This is a genomic window from Trichloromonas sp. (assembly GCF_034006665.1).
GTDB lineage: Bacteria > Desulfobacterota > Desulfuromonadia > Desulfuromonadales > Trichloromonadaceae > Trichloromonas.
Genome location: NZ_JAVESI010000016.1, coordinates 1 through 20,177 on the forward strand (window position 1 = coordinate 1; position 20,177 = coordinate 20,177).

Sequence of the window (20,177 nt, forward strand, 5' to 3'; positions counted from 1 at the left end):
GTTTCATAAAATTCACCCGCCAAGTGAGTTTTCGACGGGCTAGATGGTAGCATAAATAACAAAGAAAATCAATAGCTTATCTGCATTCGCTGAAATTCTTCTGATTGTGATCTTACGGATTCAGGCTACGGTGAAAAAGTATTGATTGCCCCTAATGGCCATTACATCAAGATCTTTCGTACCAAGAAGCGTCTGTCGACGGCGGTTCTCCGCCCTTATGCCCTGCGTTTTTGTAAAAATGCCGAAACGCTTGCCCGTCTGGGCATTCCCACAGTCCAGGTTCATTCCGTCTCCTATTGTCCCGAGAATCGCCGCCATCTGGTGACATATCGCCCCCTGCCGGGGGAAACCTTGCGGGGGGCGCTGAAGAAGGGGGAAGGACAGGATGGTTTGCTCGCAGCTTTCGCGCGCTTTCTCGCCAAACTGCATCGGCGCGGGATCTATTTCCGTTCCATCCATTTCGGAAATGTCATCATCCAGCCCGATTCGGACGAACCGGGTTTGATCGACATCGCCGACATGCGTATCCGGCGCCGCCCTTTGGGGGCCGGGGCGCGCGCCCGGAATCTTCGGCATTTTCTCCGCTATCGAGAAGATGTTTGTGCCCTGGAAGCTTTTGGCCTTGCACGTTTTCTGGAAATCTACCTGGAGGCCGCCGATCTTCGCGGCTGGCGGCAAACGCTTTTTCAGCGCCTTGCCGAAAGGATACTGCGGAAGGGTTTACAACGCTGAGCTTTGACGAGGAGGCTGGTTTGGCTCAAAAAAAATATGAACGGATTGCCCTCGACGGCATCCACACCTATTCCATCGCCACCCGCGACAATAAGGTCAACATCCGCGACCATTTTGCCCGCGCCCCCGTAGCAGGGATGAGTTTCGCCGATTTCTATGACAGTCTTCCCCGCCTGCTTGGCGCCGACAGCCTGCGTGGGGTGGTTGATGCCGTGGTTGCGGCACGGGAAAAAGGTCGGCCGGTGGTGTTGGCCATGGGCGGGCATGTGATCAAGTGCGGTTTGCAACCGGTGCTCAAGAAACTCATCGAGGTCGGGGCGATTACCGCTGTGGCCATGAACGGCTCGGTGACGATCCACGATTTCGAGGTGTCCCTGGTCGGCGCTACGTCCGAGGATGTCGGTGCGGTGCTGCATTCGGGGGATTTCGGCTTTTCCGAGGAGACCGGCGGCGGCATGAATCAGGCGCTGGCCGACGGTCTGCCAAAGGGGTACGGTTTCGGCGAGGCGATCGGCCGGCGGATCATCGAAGCGAATCATCCCTTTAAGGACTATAGCCTGCTGGCGGCCTGCGTCGAAAAAGGTATCCCCGTCACCGTTCATGTCGCCATCGGCACCGATATCATCCACCAGCATCCGAAAATGGATGGTGCCGTGACCGGGGAGATGAGTTATCGGGATTTTCGCTTGCTGACTTCGGTGGTGGCTGATCTCGGAGACGGCGGGGTCTGGCTCAATGTCGGTTCGGCGGTTCTTTTGCCCGAAGTCTTCCTCAAGGCTCTCTCCATCGCTCAGAATCTGGGGCATCACGTCGATAATTTCAGCACCGCCAACTTTGACATGACCCAGCATTATCGCCCCCTGCAGAACGTGGTCAAGCGTCCCACCTCCGGCGGAGGCAAGGGTTACACCCTGACCGGTCATCACGAAATCAACATTCCCCTCTTCGCCATGGCGGTGCTCGATCGGCTTGCCGGAAAAGGGTAGATTAGACCTTCCAACGGAGCCTCCGGATGTGGTATAAAACCTCTTTGTTTTGTGCTTTTCTCCGGGGGCTTTCCTTTCATGATCCGCTCCGAAATCGAAAATTTCCTCTCCAGACTGAAGGATATCAACGCCCTGGTTATCGGCGACCTGATGCTCGATGAATACCTGTGGGGCAAGGCCGAGCGCATTTCTCCCGAGGCGCCGGTGCAGGTGGTGGATGTCACCCGCGCGGATCTGCGTCTTGGCGGCGCCGGCAATGTGGTCAACAATCTCGTGGCCTTGGGCTGCCGGGTCGAGGTTGTGAGTGTGTTAGGCGAGGACGACGACGGCCATCTGCTTCGTTCCCTCCTTGTCGATCAGGGGATCGCCGTCGACGGCATCTTCAGCGATCCCGGGCGGGTGACCAGCCGCAAGACCCGGGTGCTGGCCGGTAATCAGCAGATGCTGCGCATCGACCGGGAAAGCAAAGATCCCATTCTTGAGGATCTGGCCCGACGCCTGCTCGATCACGTCCGCGCCGTCGCCGACGGTTTTCAGGTCATCCTTGTTTCCGACTATCTCAAGGGGGTCTTGACCGACTTTCTGCTCCGCGAGCTGATCGCCCTTGGGCGCGAGAAGGGGATTCCGGTGGTGATCGACCCCAAGGGGGACGATTACGGCAAATACCGGGGCGCGACCCTGCTCACCCCCAATCGCAAAGAAGCGCAGACGGCCTCCGGCGTCGCCATCGTCGATGAGGCGTCGTTGCTTAAAGCGGGGCGGGCGCTACGCGAAAGGCTCGAACTCGACGCCTTGGTGCTGACCCGCAGCGAGGAGGGGATGAGCCTCTTCCTGCGCGACGGCCGCGAACTGCACATGCCGACCAAGGCCCGGGAGGTTTTCGACGTTTCCGGCGCTGGCGATACCGTGCTCTCGGTGATCGGTGTCGGGCTGGCGGCGGGGCTGAGCCTCGAACAGGCGGCGACGGTCTCCAATCTGGCGGCCGGAGTCGTCGTCGGCAAGGTTGGCACCTCCACCGTTTCCCCCGAGGAGATCCTCCAAGCGTCCGGCGCCGCGCACGCCGACGGTGATCTCAAGATCAGGAACCGCGAGGCCCTAGCCACCGTGCTGGACCGTGAGCGTCGGCAAGGCAGGCGCATCGTCTTCACCAACGGCTGTTTCGACCTGCTTCACGTCGGCCATGTCAAATATCTGCAAGCGGCTCGCCGCCTTGGCGACCTGCTTGTCCTCGGTCTCAATTCCGATGATTCCATCCGTCGTCTCAAAGGGCCGAACCGTCCGCTCATCTCCCAGGACGAACGCGCCCATATCCTCGCCGCCCTTGACTGCATCAATCATGTGGTCATCTTCGATGAAGATACCCCTCTCGAACTGATTCGCCTGCTGCGCCCGGATATCCTTGTCAAAGGCGGCGACTACACTCCGGAAGGGGTGGTGGGCAAGGATCTGGTCGAAAGCTGGGGCGGGCGGGTCGAGTTGATCCAGTTCGTTGATGGCAAGTCGACCACGGGGATTGTTGAAAAAATACTTCGGCAGTATCGAGAGGAGTGAGTCGTATGCTGTGCGTGGACGAAGAGTTGCTCAAGCGCATGACGGAAACGATCGTCCGGGAGCTTGCTCCGGAAAAGATCGTTTTGTTCGGTTCCCATGCACGAGGAACCGCCGGTCCTGACTCCGACCTCGATTTTCTCGTCGTTGCCGGCAAGCCCTTTTCCCGGCACCACAGCCGCAAGGAAGAAATGATGCGGCTCTATCGTCGTTTCTTCGATTACGATATACCGCTGGATTTTCTGTTGTTTGACCAAGAAGAAGTGAAGCGCTGGCAATCGGTCGAAAATCATGTCATCGCCCAGGCTCTTTCCGGGGGACGGACCTTGTATGAACGCCATTGAGCATGCCGAGCGGCTATTGCTGATGGCGGAAAAAGATCTGCAGGCCTTGCGGTCGTTGGCTTCACCGGAGAGCGCCGCTGATGAAATCTTCGGATTTCATGCGCAGCAGGTCGACTCGGTGAGGAGTGGGGAGTGAGGCGAAAGCATCATGACCTGAGGTTGTGGCAAGAAGCGATGTCTTTGGTTAAGGATATCTACCGTGTCACTGGGGATTTTCCGCGAGAAGAAACCTATGCCTTGACCAGTCAAATGCAACGCGCCGCGATTTCCATACCCAGTAACATAGCCGAGGGAGCGGGTCGGACCGGGGGCAGGGAGTTTTTGCAGTTTTTGTCCATAACGCGCGGTTCCTTGAGCGAATTGGAAACGCAGGTCATCCTGGCTCAGGACCTTGGCTATCTGAAGGATAATCGCCCCCTTCTCGAAAAAATAGATGGAATTTTCGGCCTAATCGGCGGCCTGATGAATTCCCTGCAGTAAAGGCTTGAAAAATAAATGCCCCTCACCCTTCACTCCTCACCCCTCACGGGGAAAAAGGCCGTTTTCCTCGACCGTGACGGGACGATCAACGAGGAGAAAGATTATCTCTATCGCATCGAGGATTTCGCCTTCATCCCCGGCGCGCCCGAGGCGATCCGGCGGCTCAAGGAGGCGGGTTACCGGGTGATCGTGGCGACCAACCAGTCCGGGGTGGCGCGAGGGTATTTTTCCCGTGAAGACGTGGAGCGCCTGCATGCGCACATTCAGCGGGAACTGGCGAAAATCGGGACCACTATCGACGCTTTCTACCTCTGTCCCCACCATCCTGAAAAAGGGCAGGGGGAGTTCAAGGTCGACTGCGATTGCCGTAAAGGTAGGCCGGGGATGTTGTTGCAAGCGGCGGCTGTGCATGGCATCAATCTGGCGGCCTCATGGATGGTTGGCGACAAGCGTGCCGATCTCGAAGCGGGCAGGGCGGCCGGCTGTCGGTCGCTGCTGGTACGCACCGGTTATGGCGACAAGGAACTGGCCACGGGAGCGGGAACTTTGGCCGAGGCGGTGGTTGATGATCTGCCTGCGGCGGCGGATTATATCCTCGGCAACCGACTGCGGAAAGAAATAAAGAAGACATAAAATTCCAGTCCACGGAAGACACGGAAAGCACGGAATTTCAGGATTATTTTCCGTGTCTTCCGTGGACAAAGAAGGTTTTGATTTTTTATCTCGGAATTACTTGTGCGCCTGAATCCCCGGGAAATCGAAGTGCTTAAAGAGGTTGGATCCGAGGTCTTTGGGTCGCAGGCGCGGCTCTTTCTTTTCGGCTCTCGCCTTGACGATGCCCGGCGGGGAGGGGATATCGACCTCTATGTGACCGGATTCGCTCGCTCTGTTGCCGAACAGCTCGATGCCAAGCTGCATTTTCTGGTCAAGGCAAAAGAGCGCTTGGGCGAGCAGCGTATCGATGTCGTGTTCGCTGCCGTACCGGGGGAATCCTTGACGCCGATTCAGCAGATGGCTGAAAAGACAGGAATTCTGCTGTGAACAAGCAGGAAGTGATCGTCTGCAAGTTACAGCCGGCGCTGGCGGAATGTGAACAGCACCAGCGACGTCTCTATTTGGCCTGGGGCGAGGCGAAAACCTTCTCCTATTGGATGAGTGATGGGGAGGAATTGAGTGACGACCAGGTGCGCACCCTTGATCAGCTGCTTTTTCGCTTCGGCAAGCTGCAGGATGCCATCGGCACCCGGTTGCTGCCCGCGACCTTACAACTGGTGGAGGAATGGCAGGAGAACGAACCTTTTCTCGACAAGTTGAACCGGGCAGAAAAGTTGGGGATGCTGCCTTCGGCGCGGCAGTGGCAAATGCTGCGCGAATTACGCAACCAGACGGCCCATGAGTATCCGGATCAGCCCGAACGGGTCAAAGCGAACCTGCGGCGCTTGCTGGAGCAGGTGCCGATCCTTGAAGCCGTTTACCGGCAACTCGCGGACTGGGCACGGGAGCGAATTCAGGCAAAGTAACGATGCGATTTCTTGCGTCATCGCATTCTATGGGCCATAGAAATAAAGGCGAGAAAATCTCAGTCCACGGAAAACACGGAAGACACGGAAAATGATCCTGAACTTCCGTGCTTTCCGTGTCTTCCGTGGACAAAAAGGTTTTGACTTTAACGGTTATAATGCGAACGTCTGGAAATATAACAGGAGGATTTTACGATGGTTACGGCACAGGATATTCAATCGGGTCAAGCGAAGATTGCCTTGGTCGGTCTCGGCTATGTCGGCTTGCCGCTGGCGGCGGCCTTCGGTCGTAAGGCACAGGTGATTGGTTTTGACATCAGCGCCAGAAAGATCGAACAACTGAAAAATGGAATAGACGAGACGGGCGAGCTTGCCGCCGCCGATCTTGCGTCCACCACCATCGACTACACCACCGATGCCGCCCGGCTTAAAGAGGCGGCCTTCATCATCGTCACCGTTCCCACCCCTATCGATGATCACAACAAGCCCGATCTGACCCCGGTCGTTTCCGCCTCCCGGACCATTGGCCGCCATCTGGCGAAGGGGGCGATCATCGTCTATGAATCGACGGTCTATCCGGGTGTGACCGAAGAGGTGTGTGTCCCCCTCCTCGAAGGGGAATCGGGTCTGAAATGCGGCGTCGATTTCAAGGTCGGCTATTCGCCGGAGCGGATCAATCCCGGCGACAAGGTGCACACGGTGGACAAGATCGTCAAGGTGGTTTCCGGCCAAGACGCCGAAACTCTGGAAACGGTCGCCCGCGTCTACGAAATGGTGGTGACCGCCGGGGTACACCGGGCCGCGTCGATCAAGGTCGCCGAGGCCGCTAAGGTCATTGAGAATACCCAGCGCGACCTCAATATCGCCCTGATGAACGAACTTGCCATCATTTTCAACAAAATGGGTATTCCGACCTTGGACGTACTGGCGGCAGCCGGTACCAAGTGGAATTTTCTCAAGTTCACGCCTGGTCTGGTCGGTGGCCACTGCATCGGCGTCGATCCCTACTACCTGACCTACAAGGCCGAGGAGATCGGCTACAATCCCCAAGTCATTCTCGCCGGCCGGCGCATCAACGACGGCATGGGCAAGTACGTCGCCGAAACGACCGTTAAAAAGCTCATCCATGCCGACAAGGCGGTAAAGGGGAGCCGGGTGCTGGTGCTGGGCATGACCTTCAAGGAAAACGTTCCCGATATCCGCAACAGCAAGGTCATCGACATCGTGCAGGAATTGCGGGAATACGGCGTCGAGGTGCTGGTTCATGACCCCATTGCTTCCTTTGATGAAACCCGCCACGAATACGGCCTGGAGCTGGTCGCTCTGGAGCAGGTGGGCACTGTTGATGCCGTAGTCTGGGCAGTGGCGCATGAAGCATTTAAGACGATCAACCCCGCCGAACTGGCGCGGTTGACCGCCGGTGGCAACGGACCCGGAGTGGTGATCGATGTCAAGACCGTGTTGCATCGGAAAGAAGTGGAAACCCTCGGTCTGATTTACTGGAGCTTGTGATATCGGAATCCCTTTTTCGGAAGAAAGGAGGGAGGTGTTATGCAAAACGAGGCCTCTGGAAATTCTCTTGGGCGATATGCGCGGCAAGTGTGATCAATGACTGATCTTGTCTGTTGCCATGCACAGAAAAGCCGACCCCCGATGTCTTGGCTTGATGAGCTTGCGTTTTCGAGGTGAACATGAAGTTGCTTGTTACAGGAGGAGCCGGGTTTATCGGCTCGGCGGTTATAAGGTATATTATTCGAAATACCGCAGACTCCGTCGTCAATGTCGATAAGCTGACCTATGCGGGGAATCTGGAATCCTTGACCGCCGTCAGCGACAGCGCCCGCTATGCCTTTGAGCAGGTTGATATCTGCAATCGTGCCGGATTGGATCGGGTTTTTGCCCAACATCAGCCCGACGCCGTGATGCACCTGGCGGCGGAAAGCCATGTCGACCGTTCCATTGACGGTCCTGCCGCTTTCATCGAAACCAATATCGTCGGTACCTATACCCTGCTCGAAGCGGCGCGGTCCTATTGGCAGAGTCTGGATGACTCCCGCAAGTCCGTCTTCCGTTTTCATCATATTTCCACCGACGAGGTCTATGGCGACTTGGAAGGGCCGGAGGACCTGTTCACCGAACAGACCCCCTATGCGCCGAGTTCCCCTTATTCCGCCAGCAAAGCCAGTTCCGATCATCTGGTCCGCGCTTGGAGAAGAACGTACGGGTTGCCCACTCTCGTCACCAACTGCTCCAACAACTACGGACCCTACCATTTTCCCGAAAAGCTCATCCCCCTGATGATCCTCAACGCCCTCGAAGGAAAGCCGCTTCCCGTTTACGGCAAAGGCAATCAGATACGTGACTGGCTCTATGTCGACGATCATGCCCGCGCCCTTTACAAGGTCGTGACTGAAGGCAAGGTCGGGGAGACCTACAACATCGGCGGTCACAACGAAAAGCAGAATATCGAGGTCGTTCGCACTATTTGTGCGTTGCTTGACGAACTTTCGCCGTCCTCCTTTTCCCCTTATGAATCGCTGATTACCTACGTCCAGGATCGCCCAGGGCATGACCTGCGCTACGCCATTGATGCGAGAAAAATTCAGCGTGAACTGGGCTGGAAGCCCGAAGAAACCTTCGAGTCGGGCATTCGCAAGACCATTCTCTGGTATCTGGAGAATCGCGAGTGGTGTCGCCGTGTGCAGGATGGTTCTTATCAGCGTCAGCGTCTGGGAGTTGCCGGATAGATGAAAGATAAAAATATTGCTCTAATTGGTGCCAACGGCATGCTGGCTTCTGCGGTGAAGCGGTTGCTGCCCGTCGGCTATCAGGTTCATGCTTACGATCTGCCCATGTTTGATTTGACGGATCCTGAGCAGGTTTTTACTCTGAGGGAATTGAATCCCGCGATTATTCTCAACTGCGCCGCCTATACCCAAGTTGATGGTTGTGAGAGCCATCGCGAATTAGCTATGCGGGTCAATGGTGAAGGTCCGGGTTTTTTGGCGCAGTTGGCTTCAGAAATTGATGCCGTTCTGGTGCATATTTCGACGGATTTTGTCTTTGCCGGGGATAAAAAGACGCCCTATCGGGAGGACGACCCCACCGGTCCCCTGTCGGTCTATGGAAAAAGCAAACTTCTTGGTGAGCAGAGAATCATCGAGTCCGGGTTGGAGAAATATTTCATTGTCCGTACCAGCTGGTTATATGGCTTTGGCGGCAACAATTTTGTCGAGACGATGATTCGACTGGCCAAGGAACGCACCGAACTCAAGGTTGTCGATGACCAATGGGGAACGCCGACCTGGACCGATGATCTGGCCGAGGCGATTTTCAAACTTCTGGACTTGGTTGACGCACCTCAGGTCTCACCCCCCACGTCTCCCAGCCCCTACGGCATTTATCATTTCAGCGACGAGGGGGAATGCAACTGGTATCAGTTTGCCGTCGAGATTATCGATCAAGCACGTCATTCCGAAAGTTTGAAGATTGAAAATATTCTGCCGATTCCGACGGAAGGCTATCCATTGCCGGCCAAACGCCCAGCTTACTCGGTGCTGTCGAAAGAGAAGTACAAAGCGGTTACCGGTGCGCGGATCCCGGATTGGCGGGAGAGTTTGAAAAACTACTTTTCTGAGCGTGGGAGAATTTGAGATGGGCGGCATCAAAAAAGGCATCGTTCTCGCCGGTGGCGCCGGTAGTCGTCTTTATCCGCTGACCCTGGTCGCCAGCAAGCAGCTGCAACCGGTCTATGACAAGCCGATGATCTATTATCCGCTCTCGACCCTGATGATGGCCGGCATCCGCGACATTTTGATCATTTCGACGCCGCAGGATACCCCCCGCTTCGAGGCTTTGCTGGGGGACGGTTCGCGTTGGGGAATCTCTTTGTCCTACCGGGTTCAGCCTGAGCCGAAGGGGATCGCCCAGGCCTTTTTGGTCGGCGAGGATTTTATCGGTGGCGACAATGTTTGTTTGATTCTCGGCGACAACATCTTTTACGGCAAAATGGGTCTGGATCGGATCGTCGCCAATTTCAACGGTGGTGCTTGGGTCTTCGGCTATCCGGTGCATGATCCCGAGCGTTACGGCGTAGTCGAGTTCGATGCCCGGGGCAAGGCGATCAGCATCGAGGAAAAGCCTCGCCAACCGAAATCCCGTTACGCTGTTCCCGGCCTCTATCTTTACGATAACAAGGTGGTCGAGATTACCAAACAGATGAAGCCCTCGCCCCGGGGGGAGTTGGAAATCACCGACGTCAACCTTGAATACCTGCATCGGGGGCAATTGATGGTCGAACGTCTCGGACGCGGCATCGCTTGGCTTGACACCGGCACCCATGAAAGCCTGCTCGAGGCTAGCCATTTCATTGGCACCCTCGAAGCTCGACAAGGCTTGAAGATCGCTTGTCTCGAAGAAATTGCCTACCGCAGGGGGTTCCTCAGCCTGAGTCAATTTGAGCAGGTTATTGCGGCCACGCCGAAATCCAGCTATCGCAGCTATCTGGAAATGGTCTTGCGGGACGAGGTGGTGCTGTGAACGTAATAAAAACTGAAATTCCCGACCTCCTCATCATCGAACCAAAAGTGTTTGGTGATGAACGGGGCTTTTTTTACGAAAGTTACAACGAGCGGGCTTTTCAGGAAGCGATCGGACACGATGTTTGGTTTGTTCAGGATAATCATTCCCGTTCGGTAAAAGGCGTTCTGCGTGGACTGCATTACCAGTTGCCGCTGGCCGCCCAAGGAAAGTTGGTGCGCTGTGTGGTCGGTGAAGTGTTTGATGTGGCCGTCGATATCCGCAAAAACTCCCCAACCTTCGGTAAATGGGTGGGGGTACGCCTTTCGGCCGAAAACAAACTGCAATTTTGGATCCCCGAAGGGTTCGCTCACGGTTTTCTGGTCCTCTCCTACTATGCCGAATTCCTCTATAAAACCACAAATTACTATGCGCCGGAGCAGGAACGCTGCATTCTTTGGAACGATCCCATTCTGGGGATCGTTTGGCCATTAAGCGACGCACCGGTACTTTCCCTCAAAGATCAGGCGGGTCGAGGGCTCTCCGAGGTGGAAGTCTTCGTTTGATCGTTAATGACGGTTACCTCCCTTTGGTCCCGAATTTTCTAGGTTGGGCTACGGTCTTCTGTCTCTGGTTTGAGCATCTACAGTGATTCCTGAGACTATTCTCATCTCCGAATCTTTTCTTGCTCTTTGCCCTTGTTTTTGTAATGATACCAGCTTGACAAAAAACAGGGGAGCTTTTTCATGAAAAATTTCTTCAAGCAGTGGCGCCCTTATCTGGTTTATGGGGCCCTGTTCAGCATGTTTATTAACATTTTGCAACTGACATTCCCTATTTACATGCTGCAGATTTATGACCGGGTATTGTCCAGCTATAGCTTGCCCACTTTGTATGCCATTACAGTTGCTGCTGTTGTCTCTTTGGTGGTTATGGCGGCTCTCGAATTTGTTCGTTCGCGACTTTTAGTTCGGTGCGGTGTTGCCATCGATCAAGTTTTGAGCAGGGATGTTCTGGAAAGTGTTTTAAAAGAGGCTGCTTTGACAGGGGCCTCGCCTAATCAGGCGACTTTGAGGGATGTTAATTTATTGCGGAATTTTTTCGGCGGGAACGCTATTTTTACCCTGTTTGATATTCCGTGGACGCCTCTCTTTCTTACGGTTATTTACATCCTCCATCCTTTGTTGGGGCTGGTAGCTACTGGTGGGGCGGTTCTTCTGGTTGTTTTCGCGCTGATCAATGAGAAGGTAACTCGCAAACCGCTGGATGCCGCTAATACCGTGAGCGGATTTTCCATGAAATTTGTCGAAGCGGCGCGCCGAAATGCTCAAACTGTCCATAGCATGGGGATGGTCAATGGCGTGGCCTCCCGCTGGTCGGGTTTCAACGATACCGTCACCAAACTCCAGACACAGGCCAGCAGACAGGCTGGTTTGGTTCAGTCGCTTTCGAGCTGGTTACGCCAATCCATGCAGGTTTTTATATACGGCGTGGGGGCTTGGCTGACACTCAATGGCGAGGCTACGGCGGGCTGTATGATCGCAGCATCCATCATCATGGGGAAGGCCCTCGCTCCCGTGCAGTTAGGGATTGGTTCCTGGAAAAGCATGGTGGAAGCCCGTGGTGCCTGGCGTCGCTTGGATGCCCTGTTCAGCCAAGTCAAGTCGGTGGAAGGAATGGATTTGCCCGAGCCAAAAGGACAACTTGCCGCCGAGCATGTCAGTTTCGCCATTCAGGGAAACTTTATTCTTCGCGACATCAACTTTTCCTTGGAGCCAGGGGAGTCTCTTGGCCTGATTGGTCCTTCGGGAGCGGGTAAGTCGACGCTATGTCGGCTTTTGTTGGGAATCTGGCCGCCAAGTGGGGGGAAGGTACGTTTGGATGGAGCGGATATTTTCAGTTGGCAACAGGAGAAGTTAGGGCCGTATCTGGGATATTTGTCTCAGGATATTGAGTTGTTTAGCGGCACGGTGGCCGAAAACATCGCCCGCTTGGGCGAGGTGGATTCAGAAAAAGTCATTGCCGCCGCCAAGCAGGCTGGGGTGCATGATCTTATATTGAATCTGCCAAAAGGGTACGATACCCGAATTGGTGAAGGTGGTCAGGTTTTGTCCGGTGGTCAGCGCCAACGGATCGGGTTGGCACGCGCCCTGTACAAACAGCCGCGACTTGTCATTCTGGATGAGCCGAACTCGAATCTCGATGAAGAAGGGGAAGCGGCCCTTGTTCGCTCTTTTTCCGAACTTAAAAAACAAGGGACGACACTGGTAATTGTTTCTCATAAGCCGGCATTGCTTGCTGGTGTCGATAAGGTTCTGATGCTTAAAAATGGTCAACTGGCTCTTTTTGGGCCACGTAATGCGGTTTTTTCTAAGTTAATGGAAAGCCAAGGCCAAGGGCGGCAGCAGGTGGCAGGGTAAGGGAAAAAATATCCTAAGAGCTTTTAGCTGAATGATGATAGTTGCTTAGGCTCTCCCCAACGAAGTTCTTCCCTAATCTATCACGAAAGTAAGTGGATGACCGATAACGATCGAAAAGCTGTTCTGGACCAAGAAAAAAAAGTGGGATTCTGGAATAGAATACTGCGTCGAAAACGTATCAGTGACGAGGACTATGTACGGATAGAAGATGAAACTACGGCTCCCCCTGATTTGCCTATCCATTATACCGACAGTCGCCGAATCATTTTTTCCGGTCTTTTGATTGTCGGAGTGTTTTTCGGGTTGGGCGGATTATGGATCAGTCTGGCGGAAATTAGCGGTGCTGTCATTGCCAATGGTGAAGTAAGGGTCGATACCGAACGGAAAACGGTGCAGCATCTGGAAGGGGGGATTGTTCGGGAGATTTTGGTGCGTAATGGTGACGTGGTTGACGCTGGGCAGCCCTTGATCATTTTGGACAGTTCTCGCGTAGTCGCAGCAACTGATCAATTGCGTTTGCAGATTATGGCCACACGCCTGGATGAAGCTCGGCTTCAGGCGGAAAAAGAATTGTCTGCTGCGGTTTCTTGGCCCGCTGCGATTGAGGGGGTTTCAAAAGAGCAATACGACGATCTTCTGGATAGCGTTAAAAAGGTATTCAGCAGCGGTCGTCAGGCTTTAGTTACCCAGACGGATCTGCTAAGGAAACAGATCGACCAGTTGACTGAACAGGATCGCAGTCTGGCGGCTCGCCAACAGGCGGAGGAGCAGATTATTGCGACCCTGCAAGAAGAACTGGATGCCAAAATGGTGCTCTTTGAGGAACAATATATTGACAAGACTCGCATCTTGGAACTTCGGCGGGCGATTGCTGAACATCAGGGGTTGAAGGCCCAGTTGCAGGGGAGCCAGGCCGAACTACGCGAAAAAGTTGCCGAGTTTCAGTTGCGCATCAGTGGTCTGGAAACGGAATACCGTCAAAAAGCCAGCGCCCAACAATCAGAAGTGCAGCAGCGGTTTTTTGATTTGCAACAGCAGTTAATGCCGTTGGTCGATGCCAGGGAACGGTTGTCGGTCACTGCACCTGTCGCTGGTGAAGTCGTTGCACTCCAGGTTCATTCACGCGGCGGTGTCATCAGCCCCGGTCAGCCGCTGCTGGATATCGTTCCTAAGGACAGTCCGCTAATTGTCGAGTGCCAGATTATGGTGAAGGATATCACGCATCTCTATAAAGGGCAGCCGGCCGATGTGCAACTTCTTGCTTTCAATCAGCGGACAACGCCTAAAGTTGAAGGTAAGGTCGTCTATATATCAGCGGATCGGCTTTTGCAAAAAACACCTTATGGCGAACAGCCTGCATATATCGTACATATTGAACTCGATAAGCAGCAGCTTTATGACAATGATCTCTACCTGACGGCGGGAATGCCTGCCGCTGTCTTTATCCGGACCGAACCTAGGACGGTATTAGATTACGTTATTGAGCCCCTGAAAGAAAATTTTGATCGGGCACTCCGGGAAAATTGAGAGAAGTTGGATAATGGTAAAAAAGTCGATTATTTTTCTGCTTGGTTTCATGTTTCTAGTCCAAGAACCCTCCTGGTCATCCAGTTCGATGGAAACCATGACATTGGAAGATTGTATCCGTTATGGTTTGGACCACAACCCCGAAGTGAAGGCTTATACCTTAGCCGTTGATGAAGCGAAGTTAGGAGTCAGTGAAGCCAAAGGCGCCTTTTTCCCAACTTTAACCTTGGGTTATAACTATAATCAGTTGTCCAGCGGCAACAGTAATGATCGAGATACCGATTATCTTGACCAGAACAGCGACAGCTACTCCGTTCGTCTCAGCCAGCCCCTCTTTGCCGGTTTTTCCAGCGTGGCCGGACTTAACCGAGCTCGTCAATCTCGCGCGTACCGAGAAGCGGAACTCGTTTACATGCGTCAGCAGCTGGTAAAGGAAGTTCGCACCAGTTTTTATAATTATATACAATCAAATCAACGTGCTCATGAGTGGCAAGCTTCTGTTGAGCGACTTGAGCGTCAGAAAGACATTGCCGCAGCTTGGGTCAAACAGCAGTTGGCCCCCCGTTTACGCTTGCTTGAAACTGAAGTCGAATTGTCCAATGCTCGTCATCAGCTAATTCGGGCACAATCCGAAGAGCGAATTGCTGCCGCACAGCTTCGTCAATGGCTGGCCTTGGAAGCCGATGCCCCTTTGAATCTAAGCGGTGCTTTTGATGAAAGTCTCACGATACCTTGTATCGATCTGCCTCAGTGTCTCTCCTTGGGGTTGGAACGCCGTCCCGACTTGCAGTTGGCAAAGCTTAATATCGACATGGCCCGTGAAGATGCCCGTGTCATTCTGGCTCGCAATCTTCCCCAGGTACAACTGGAGGGGGGATATACGGATTATCAACGCGATTATGACGACAGTCGTTATGGAGAAGATAAACGCGATTATTTCAGTGTGACCCTGAATCTGAGCATGAAACCTTTTCAGGGGGGACGTAATATTGCCGCCTGGCGAAAACAGCGCATCGCCGTCAATCGTTATGAACAACAGCTGAATGCGGCTCGCCTGCAAGTCACGAGTGATGTGGAAACCCGTTTTCAGCAACTCGATGAAGCCCGGGCGCGAATTGCCAATGCTCACGATACGATCAAAGAAGCCCGGGCCGCCTACGAAGTTGCCAGCCGTTCCGCCGAATTGGGTGTGGTCTCCCTGGATGATCTCCTCAACGCTGAGTTGCGCCTGACCCGCGCCGAAATCAACCTGATCGATTCCCGCGCCGCTGAAGCTTTGGCCCGCGTTGCCCTCGACTATGCGATTGGGGTACCCACTCCGTAACTTCCCGTTTTACAGGCACTCCTTATGCAGCACTTTTCCATCCACCCTGGGCAGATCTCCAGAAGTTTCTGGCGTCATCGACAGCTTATTTTCAGCCTAATCCGCCAGGAGGTGCTGGTACGCTACCGCGGTTCCATTCTTGGGCTGCTCTGGTCCTTCTTTAACCCGGTGTTCATGTTACTGGTCTATACCTTCGTTTTCAGTGTGGTGTTCCAGGCACGTTGGGATCAGTCCATCGGTGGCTCGAAGGCTGAGTTTGCCCTGGTTTTGTTTGTTGGTCTGTTGCTGTTCAATCTGCTGGCGGAATGTTTTACCCGGGCTCCTTCTCTGATTCTGCAGAATCCCTCCTATGTCAAACGGGTCGTCTTCCCCCTGGAGGTTTTGCCTCTGGTTGCATTCGGTTCGGCTCTGTTTCATGCCGGCATCAGTCTGCTGGTGTTGCTGTTGTTTTCCTGTTTCGTTTTCGGCCTGCCGCCGATGACCGCTTTTCTTTTCCCCCTGTTGTTGCTGCCTCTGGCTGCCATCGCTCTGGCGGGGGGCTGGCTGCTCAGCTCGTTGGGAGTCTATCTGCGAGATGTCGCTCAGGTGGTGGGCTTGTTGGTGGCTGCCTGGATGTTTCTGACGCCGATTTTTTATCCTGTCAGCATTATTCCGGCGGAATACCAGGTTTGGATGCATCTTAATCCTCTAAGTTTTTTGGTGGATCAGGCACGAGGTCTGCTTTTGTTCGGGCGCGTTCTTGACTGGTTCAGTTTTTTCTGGCTCACACTGGCGAGCTATGCCCTTGCTTGGCTTGCTTTTGTCTGGTTCCAGAAAACACGTCGAGGATTCGCTGATGTCCTTTAGTCCAGTCATTGCTCTCGATAACGTCGGCAAGTGCTATCAGATCTACGACAAGCCGCGGGATCGGTTGTTGCAAATGTTTTGGCGCCGGCGTCGTCGGCTGTATCGTGAATTCTGGGCCCTGCGCGATCTGAATTTGCAGGTGCGTCCCGGCGAGGTTGTTGGTGTTATCGGCGCTAATGGTGCCGGTAAATCTACCCTGCTGCAGCTTGTTTGCGGTACGTTGGCGCCCAGTTGTGGCCATTTGCAGGTCAATGGTCGCGTTGCTGCGTTGCTCGAACTGGGGGCAGGTTTCAATCCGGAATTTACCGGTCGGGAAAATGTTTTTCTCAGTGCGGCAGTGATGGGGATGACCCATGATGAAATCTCTGCTCGTTTTGAGGAAATCGTTGCCTTTTCCGGCATCGCGCCGTTTATCGACCAACCGGTAAAAACCTATTCCAGTGGCATGTATGTTCGCTTGGCCTTTGCCGTCGCCATTCATGTCGATCCCGATATCTTGGTGATCGATGAGGCCCTCTCGGTAGGGGATGGCGAATTTGCCCGCAAATCGTTTGACCGGATCATGAGTCTGAAGGATGCCGGCAAAACCATCCTGTTTTGTTCCCATGCTCTCTATCAGGTGGAAGCTCTGTGCAACCGGGCCATCTGGCTCGATCAGGGGCAGGTACGGCAGATTGGATCTGCTCAGACCGTCATTGCTTCCTATTCGCGATTTCTTGAGGGGCTTTCTTCTGCTGAATCAATCATGGTCTCGCCGACCACTCCTGGACAGACTGGAGCCACAGCGGCCATGGTTATTGATGAGAAGGACGCCCCTCTGCACAGGATTAGTACGGTGATGGTGCAGAAAAATAGGGAGGATCCAGGAAAACGCATTGACATCTCAAGTCAGAAGGACATGGTGACCATCCATGTGGCATTTTTTTCGCGCATCCCAGAACCTCCCGTGCATGTCGGCATTGTGCTGACGGATACCAACGAACGTATCATCACCAGTTTTTCGACTTTTGAAGACCATGTGCCCACACTGGTAGACAGTATGGGCCTGCGTCAAGTTAGGGTTCGTATTCCTGCCTGTCCTCTACTCAAAGGTCAGTATCTGGTGTATGTTTTTTTACTCTGTGACCGCGCCATTTGCGTCCATGATCATGCGCATGCTGTGGCTGAGATCCATGTTTCGCAGGATAATTGGCTTCAGGGTGTTGTTGTTATTCCTCATGAGTGGGTCTGACTCCGATGTTGGAATTCAGTTATCATATTATCTTTCCGTTGTTGGCCAGAATGCCGTCATGGCTGGCCTACCGGCTGTTGCGTGTGCCTGCGCTGGTGCAGGCACTAGTGAACAGGTCAGGACGCAGGATTTTTGTGCAGGGCTATACCACGATCTTGCCTCATAGCAGTCGTTGGCAGTGCTGGTGCCAGTGGATTTGTACTTGTCTGATGCATAACCAGGAGATTCTTGATGTCTATTATCTGCCGCGCATCCATGACCTGAGCAGCAGTCCGATTCCCATTTCGGTTTTCGGGATTGATGCGTTGCATACCAACCGCAAGGCAGGTCACGGCACAATAATTGCCATGGGACACTATGGCCGTCTGCCGTTGTTCAGCACTGGAGTGGCCCTTGCTGGAGTCCCCGTCGGGTTTGTGATTCAGCGCATTGATGAACGCAATGAACATCTTAACATTGCTGAACGGGCCTATCTGCAAAAAAAAGTTGATGCTATGTGTCGTATTGCGGGGGGGCGTTGCATAATGGTCGGTGATGCAATGACGTCTCTCTACCGTGGACTTAAAAATGGTGAGTGCATCATCATTCTCTTCGATTTACCACAACCACTGGAGGCGCAAATCACTTTGTGCCGCTACATGGAAGGGCAATTGCGCGTACCCAACAGCATTGTCCGTATTGCATCTAAGACTGGAGCGAACATCGTCTATGGTTCTGTCCACAACCAGAAACATGGTGTGCAGGTTACCCTGCGCCAGTTGCAGGGAACTGCACAACAGGCTCTTCATGAGGCGGTTGCAGAACTGGAAAAGGATGTACGCCAGAGTCCGTGGCAGTGGTGGCAGTGGCCTTTGGTTCCCCACCTCTGGTCATCAAAAGAAAAGGATTGATATGCATCATAGTTCTTATCGACACATGGAGCGCCTGCTTGATCAGCATGCAGCCAAGTATGTATCGGCAAGCATCTTTGATCTGGGCAGCTTTGACGTGAACGGCAGCTACCGACCGCTGTTTGATCGTCCAGGCTGGGTCTATCGGGGAATTGATCTCGAAGCCGGACCCAATGTCGATATTGTTCTGCGTGATGCGTACCGGTTACCCCTACCGGTTGATTCCGCCGATATTTTCCTTTCAGGTCAGGCATTCGAGCATATCCCATACTTCTGGATTACCTTTCTGGAAGTCGCCCGCGTTTTGAAGCCGGGGGGTCTCTTTTTCCTCATCGCCCCTTCGCGTGGTCCTGAGCACCGTTATCCCGTCGATTGTTGGCGTTTTTATCCCGATGGTTACCAAGCCCTGGCGCGTTATGCTGGTCTGGAGGTTGTCGAGGCGCAGACCGACTGGCAACCTGATTCCGCCCCCGACAGTGCGCCTTGGGGCGATACGGTCGGCGTGTTCCGGAAGCCACAACAAGCCTTTTGGCACAGGGCTCTTATGCGGTTACGTTGTCGTTGCCATCGTTTCGGGTTGCCTCCTTTTGCCTGAACCCTTCTCTCGTCCCTAGGCGGGCATATTCCGTTGGTTTTTTTCTGGCCAGCCCCAGTGCTTGGTGAAATGGGAACACATACGGGCAATCCCTATTTCGTTTTTTCCCAGGCTGTTTACGCTGTGCGCCTTTCTACGTGGTGCTATACTGTTGATAATTGGCAGAAAAATACATTTCTGATAACAACTGACCGAGAGGCAGTAATAAAATTAAGCGCATTATTATAATAAGGCAACGATTCTACAATGATAAAAGAGTTCACAACTAATTTTATTATAAAAAAAATAGGTAATCATTGGACCGCTCAGCGGAAAGTTACGCGCCCTGCTCGTACGCGATGGTGGGAGTCCCCACTGGTAGTGCAGCATTATAATGCGCAGATATGTGGATATGATATATCAGGGACTTCTCAAGGAATTGTTTCTGCCATCAGGCAACGTTGCGGTTCCAGGCTGCCATTCAAGCATGGTATATCTGTTGGCGGCTCGAACGGATGGAAGGAGCGAATACTTATAAATGAAGGTATTGTCGAACATTTTACAGTAACCGAATATTCTGAAGAGCTTATCAATGAAGGCATTGATTTATCTGAACAGCAAAAACTTAAAAATAAAATTGATTTTTATTTAGGAGATGCTTTCGAAAAATATTCAGATCCATCATCTTTTGACTTCGTATATTGGGATAATTCTTTGCATCATATGTTTGATGTTAATTCGGCTGTTTCTTGGAGCAGACATGTGCTGAATAGTAATGGTATTTTTGTAATGAATGATTTTGTTGGGCCTAATCGAATGCAATACTCCGACAGATCTATTAAATACGCATCGTTAGGCCGTGCCTTTTTGCCTAAAAAATATTTATCAGATCCCTACAATGAAGGTTCTTATCTTGATCGGGAAATTAAGCGATGTAATCCTATCGCTCTAGCTGTCTCTGACCCTTCTGAGTGTGCTGACAGTGGTCGTATTATTGATGCGGTCAAAGAGCATTTTCCTGACGCAAGTATCACGTTCACTGGTGGAACTATCTATAATTCATCTTTGAATGATATTTTGGCTAATTTTGATGAGGAAAATGAAACAGATCGATGTATTTTGCTCCTTTTGCTTCAGCTGGATAAAGAATGTGCTTTTTCTGGAGAGTCGCATTATGCTTTTGCTATGGCCGAAAAAAACTAGTTTATTTTTTAACTTATGATCAGATAGTTTTTTT

Annotated in this window: 22 protein-coding genes; all 22 read left to right on the plus strand. The window is 53.0% G+C overall.

The genetic code is table 11. The annotated features are described in order from the left end of the window. The first annotated feature begins 141 nt into the window (after window positions 1-141). The 22 genes from RBR25_RS08055 to RBR25_RS08160 all read left to right on the plus strand — a co-directional run bounded on the left by RBR25_RS08055 (window position 142) and on the right by RBR25_RS08160 (window position 20,143). The gene (locus RBR25_RS08055; protein ID WP_432819035.1) at window positions 142-732 is read left to right on the plus strand and encodes a toluene tolerance protein; all 591 of its coding nucleotides are present in this window, start codon (window positions 142-144) and stop codon (window positions 730-732) included. A gap of 20 nt (window positions 733-752) precedes the next feature. Beyond that, window positions 753-1,718, plus strand: coding sequence for a hypothetical protein (locus RBR25_RS08060; protein WP_432819036.1), 966 nt, complete (start codon window positions 753-755; stop codon window positions 1,716-1,718). A 78-nt stretch (window positions 1,719-1,796) separates the two neighbouring features. Further along, window positions 1,797-3,269 carry a bifunctional D-glycero-beta-D-manno-heptose-7-phosphate kinase/D-glycero-beta-D-manno-heptose 1-phosphate adenylyltransferase HldE gene (gene hldE, locus RBR25_RS08065; protein ID WP_432819037.1) on the plus strand — a complete coding sequence of 491 codons (1,473 nt, stop codon included), beginning with the start codon at window positions 1,797-1,799 and terminating at the stop codon, window positions 3,267-3,269. 5 nt (window positions 3,270-3,274) lie between these two features. After that, window positions 3,275-3,610 (plus strand): nucleotidyltransferase domain-containing protein, encoded by a 336-nt coding sequence (locus RBR25_RS08070; RefSeq protein WP_432819038.1) that lies wholly within the window; start codon window positions 3,275-3,277, stop codon window positions 3,608-3,610. Further along, window positions 3,597-3,746, plus strand: a complete 150-nt coding sequence (locus RBR25_RS08075; protein WP_432819039.1) for a hypothetical protein — start codon at window positions 3,597-3,599, stop codon at window positions 3,744-3,746. The genes RBR25_RS08070 and RBR25_RS08075 overlap by 14 nt, the downstream gene beginning before the upstream one ends. Beyond that, complete coding sequence (locus tag RBR25_RS08080) at window positions 3,743-4,090, plus strand: four helix bundle protein (RefSeq protein WP_432819040.1); 348 nt, start codon at window positions 3,743-3,745, stop codon at window positions 4,088-4,090. The genes RBR25_RS08075 and RBR25_RS08080 overlap by 4 nt, the downstream gene beginning before the upstream one ends. A gap of 15 nt (window positions 4,091-4,105) precedes the next feature. After that, window positions 4,106-4,723 carry a D-glycero-beta-D-manno-heptose 1,7-bisphosphate 7-phosphatase gene (gene gmhB, locus RBR25_RS08085; protein ID WP_432819041.1) on the plus strand — a complete coding sequence of 206 codons (618 nt, stop codon included), beginning with the start codon at window positions 4,106-4,108 and terminating at the stop codon, window positions 4,721-4,723. A gap of 102 nt (window positions 4,724-4,825) precedes the next feature. Continuing rightward, window positions 4,826-5,131, plus strand: a complete 306-nt coding sequence (locus RBR25_RS08090) for a nucleotidyltransferase domain-containing protein (protein ID WP_432819042.1) — start codon at window positions 4,826-4,828, stop codon at window positions 5,129-5,131. Continuing rightward, the gene (locus RBR25_RS08095; protein WP_432819043.1) at window positions 5,128-5,610 is read left to right on the plus strand and encodes a hypothetical protein; all 483 of its coding nucleotides are present in this window, start codon (window positions 5,128-5,130) and stop codon (window positions 5,608-5,610) included. Before RBR25_RS08090 ends, RBR25_RS08095 begins: the two co-directional genes overlap by 4 nt. Window positions 5,611-5,805: 195 nt before the next feature. Then, the gene (locus RBR25_RS08100; RefSeq protein WP_432819044.1) at window positions 5,806-7,122 is read left to right on the plus strand and encodes a nucleotide sugar dehydrogenase; all 1,317 of its coding nucleotides are present in this window, start codon (window positions 5,806-5,808) and stop codon (window positions 7,120-7,122) included. Window positions 7,123-7,301: 179 nt separating this feature from the next. Beyond that, window positions 7,302-8,357 (plus strand): dTDP-glucose 4,6-dehydratase, encoded by a 1,056-nt coding sequence (gene rfbB, locus RBR25_RS08105; protein WP_432819045.1) that lies wholly within the window; start codon window positions 7,302-7,304, stop codon window positions 8,355-8,357. After that, on the plus strand, window positions 8,358-9,263 hold the full coding sequence (rfbD, locus tag RBR25_RS08110; protein ID WP_432819046.1) for a dTDP-4-dehydrorhamnose reductase: 906 nt from the start codon (window positions 8,358-8,360) through the stop codon (window positions 9,261-9,263). 1 nt (window position 9,264) lies between these two features. Next, window positions 9,265-10,149 carry a glucose-1-phosphate thymidylyltransferase RfbA gene (rfbA, locus tag RBR25_RS08115; RefSeq protein WP_432819047.1) on the plus strand — a complete coding sequence of 295 codons (885 nt, stop codon included), beginning with the start codon at window positions 9,265-9,267 and terminating at the stop codon, window positions 10,147-10,149. Further along, window positions 10,146-10,694: a dTDP-4-dehydrorhamnose 3,5-epimerase gene (rfbC, locus tag RBR25_RS08120; protein WP_432819048.1), complete on the plus strand. Its 549-nt coding sequence runs from the start codon at window positions 10,146-10,148 to the stop codon at window positions 10,692-10,694. The genes rfbA and rfbC overlap by 4 nt, the downstream gene beginning before the upstream one ends. Window positions 10,695-10,874: 180 nt before the next feature. Then, window positions 10,875-12,548 (plus strand): type I secretion system permease/ATPase, encoded by a 1,674-nt coding sequence (locus RBR25_RS08125; protein WP_432819049.1) that lies wholly within the window; start codon window positions 10,875-10,877, stop codon window positions 12,546-12,548. A gap of 96 nt (window positions 12,549-12,644) precedes the next feature. Next, entirely contained in the window at window positions 12,645-14,075 is a 1,431-nt protein-coding gene (locus tag RBR25_RS08130) for an HlyD family type I secretion periplasmic adaptor subunit (protein ID WP_432819050.1), read from the plus strand. A 13-nt stretch (window positions 14,076-14,088) separates the two neighbouring features. Continuing rightward, window positions 14,089-15,399: a TolC family protein gene (locus RBR25_RS08135; RefSeq protein WP_432819051.1), complete on the plus strand. Its 1,311-nt coding sequence runs from the start codon at window positions 14,089-14,091 to the stop codon at window positions 15,397-15,399. Window positions 15,400-15,423: 24 nt separating this feature from the next. Next, window positions 15,424-16,245: an ABC transporter permease gene (locus RBR25_RS08140; protein ID WP_432819052.1), complete on the plus strand. Its 822-nt coding sequence runs from the start codon at window positions 15,424-15,426 to the stop codon at window positions 16,243-16,245. After that, entirely contained in the window at window positions 16,235-17,476 is a 1,242-nt protein-coding gene (locus RBR25_RS08145) for an ABC transporter ATP-binding protein (protein ID WP_432819053.1), read from the plus strand. Before RBR25_RS08140 ends, RBR25_RS08145 begins: the two co-directional genes overlap by 11 nt. Window positions 17,477-17,481: 5 nt before the next feature. Further along, on the plus strand, window positions 17,482-18,366 hold the full coding sequence (locus RBR25_RS08150; RefSeq protein WP_432819054.1) for a hypothetical protein: 885 nt from the start codon (window positions 17,482-17,484) through the stop codon (window positions 18,364-18,366). A gap of 1 nt (window position 18,367) precedes the next feature. Further along, on the plus strand, window positions 18,368-18,961 hold the full coding sequence (locus RBR25_RS08155; protein ID WP_432819055.1) for a methyltransferase domain-containing protein: 594 nt from the start codon (window positions 18,368-18,370) through the stop codon (window positions 18,959-18,961). A gap of 246 nt (window positions 18,962-19,207) precedes the next feature. Further along, window positions 19,208-20,143 (plus strand): methyltransferase domain-containing protein, encoded by a 936-nt coding sequence (locus tag RBR25_RS08160; protein WP_432819056.1) that lies wholly within the window; start codon window positions 19,208-19,210, stop codon window positions 20,141-20,143. Window positions 20,144-20,177 lie beyond the last annotated feature (34 nt).

What these genes read in the sequence shown, in the direction of transcription:
- rfbA (WP_432819047.1), top strand. Translation starts at nt 9,265, where the DNA reads ATGGGCGGCATCAAAAAAGGCATCGTTCTCGCCGGTGGCGCCGGTAGT.
- RBR25_RS08130 (WP_432819050.1), top strand. Translation starts at nt 12,645, where the DNA reads ATGACCGATAACGATCGAAAAGCTGTTCTGGACCAAGAAAAAAAAGTG.
- rfbB (WP_432819045.1), top strand. Translation starts at nt 7,302, where the DNA reads ATGAAGTTGCTTGTTACAGGAGGAGCCGGGTTTATCGGCTCGGCGGTT.
- RBR25_RS08145 (WP_432819053.1), top strand. Translation starts at nt 16,235, where the DNA reads ATGTCCTTTAGTCCAGTCATTGCTCTCGATAACGTCGGCAAGTGCTAT.
- RBR25_RS08135 (WP_432819051.1), top strand. Translation starts at nt 14,089, where the DNA reads ATGGTAAAAAAGTCGATTATTTTTCTGCTTGGTTTCATGTTTCTAGTC.
- rfbD (WP_432819046.1), top strand. Translation starts at nt 8,358, where the DNA reads ATGAAAGATAAAAATATTGCTCTAATTGGTGCCAACGGCATGCTGGCT.
- RBR25_RS08160 (WP_432819056.1), top strand. Translation starts at nt 19,208, where the DNA reads ATGATAAAAGAGTTCACAACTAATTTTATTATAAAAAAAATAGGTAAT.
- RBR25_RS08125 (WP_432819049.1), top strand. Translation starts at nt 10,875, where the DNA reads ATGAAAAATTTCTTCAAGCAGTGGCGCCCTTATCTGGTTTATGGGGCC.
- RBR25_RS08155 (WP_432819055.1), top strand. Translation starts at nt 18,368, where the DNA reads ATGCATCATAGTTCTTATCGACACATGGAGCGCCTGCTTGATCAGCAT.
- RBR25_RS08140 (WP_432819052.1), top strand. Translation starts at nt 15,424, where the DNA reads ATGCAGCACTTTTCCATCCACCCTGGGCAGATCTCCAGAAGTTTCTGG.
- RBR25_RS08070 (WP_432819038.1), top strand. Translation starts at nt 3,275, where the DNA reads ATGCTGTGCGTGGACGAAGAGTTGCTCAAGCGCATGACGGAAACGATC.
- RBR25_RS08100 (WP_432819044.1), top strand. Translation starts at nt 5,806, where the DNA reads ATGGTTACGGCACAGGATATTCAATCGGGTCAAGCGAAGATTGCCTTG.
- hldE (WP_432819037.1), top strand. Translation starts at nt 1,797, where the DNA reads ATGATCCGCTCCGAAATCGAAAATTTCCTCTCCAGACTGAAGGATATC.
- RBR25_RS08075 (WP_432819039.1), top strand. Translation starts at nt 3,597, where the DNA reads ATGAACGCCATTGAGCATGCCGAGCGGCTATTGCTGATGGCGGAAAAA.
- gmhB (WP_432819041.1), top strand. Translation starts at nt 4,106, where the DNA reads ATGCCCCTCACCCTTCACTCCTCACCCCTCACGGGGAAAAAGGCCGTT.
- RBR25_RS08150 (WP_432819054.1), top strand. Translation starts at nt 17,482, where the DNA reads ATGTTGGAATTCAGTTATCATATTATCTTTCCGTTGTTGGCCAGAATG.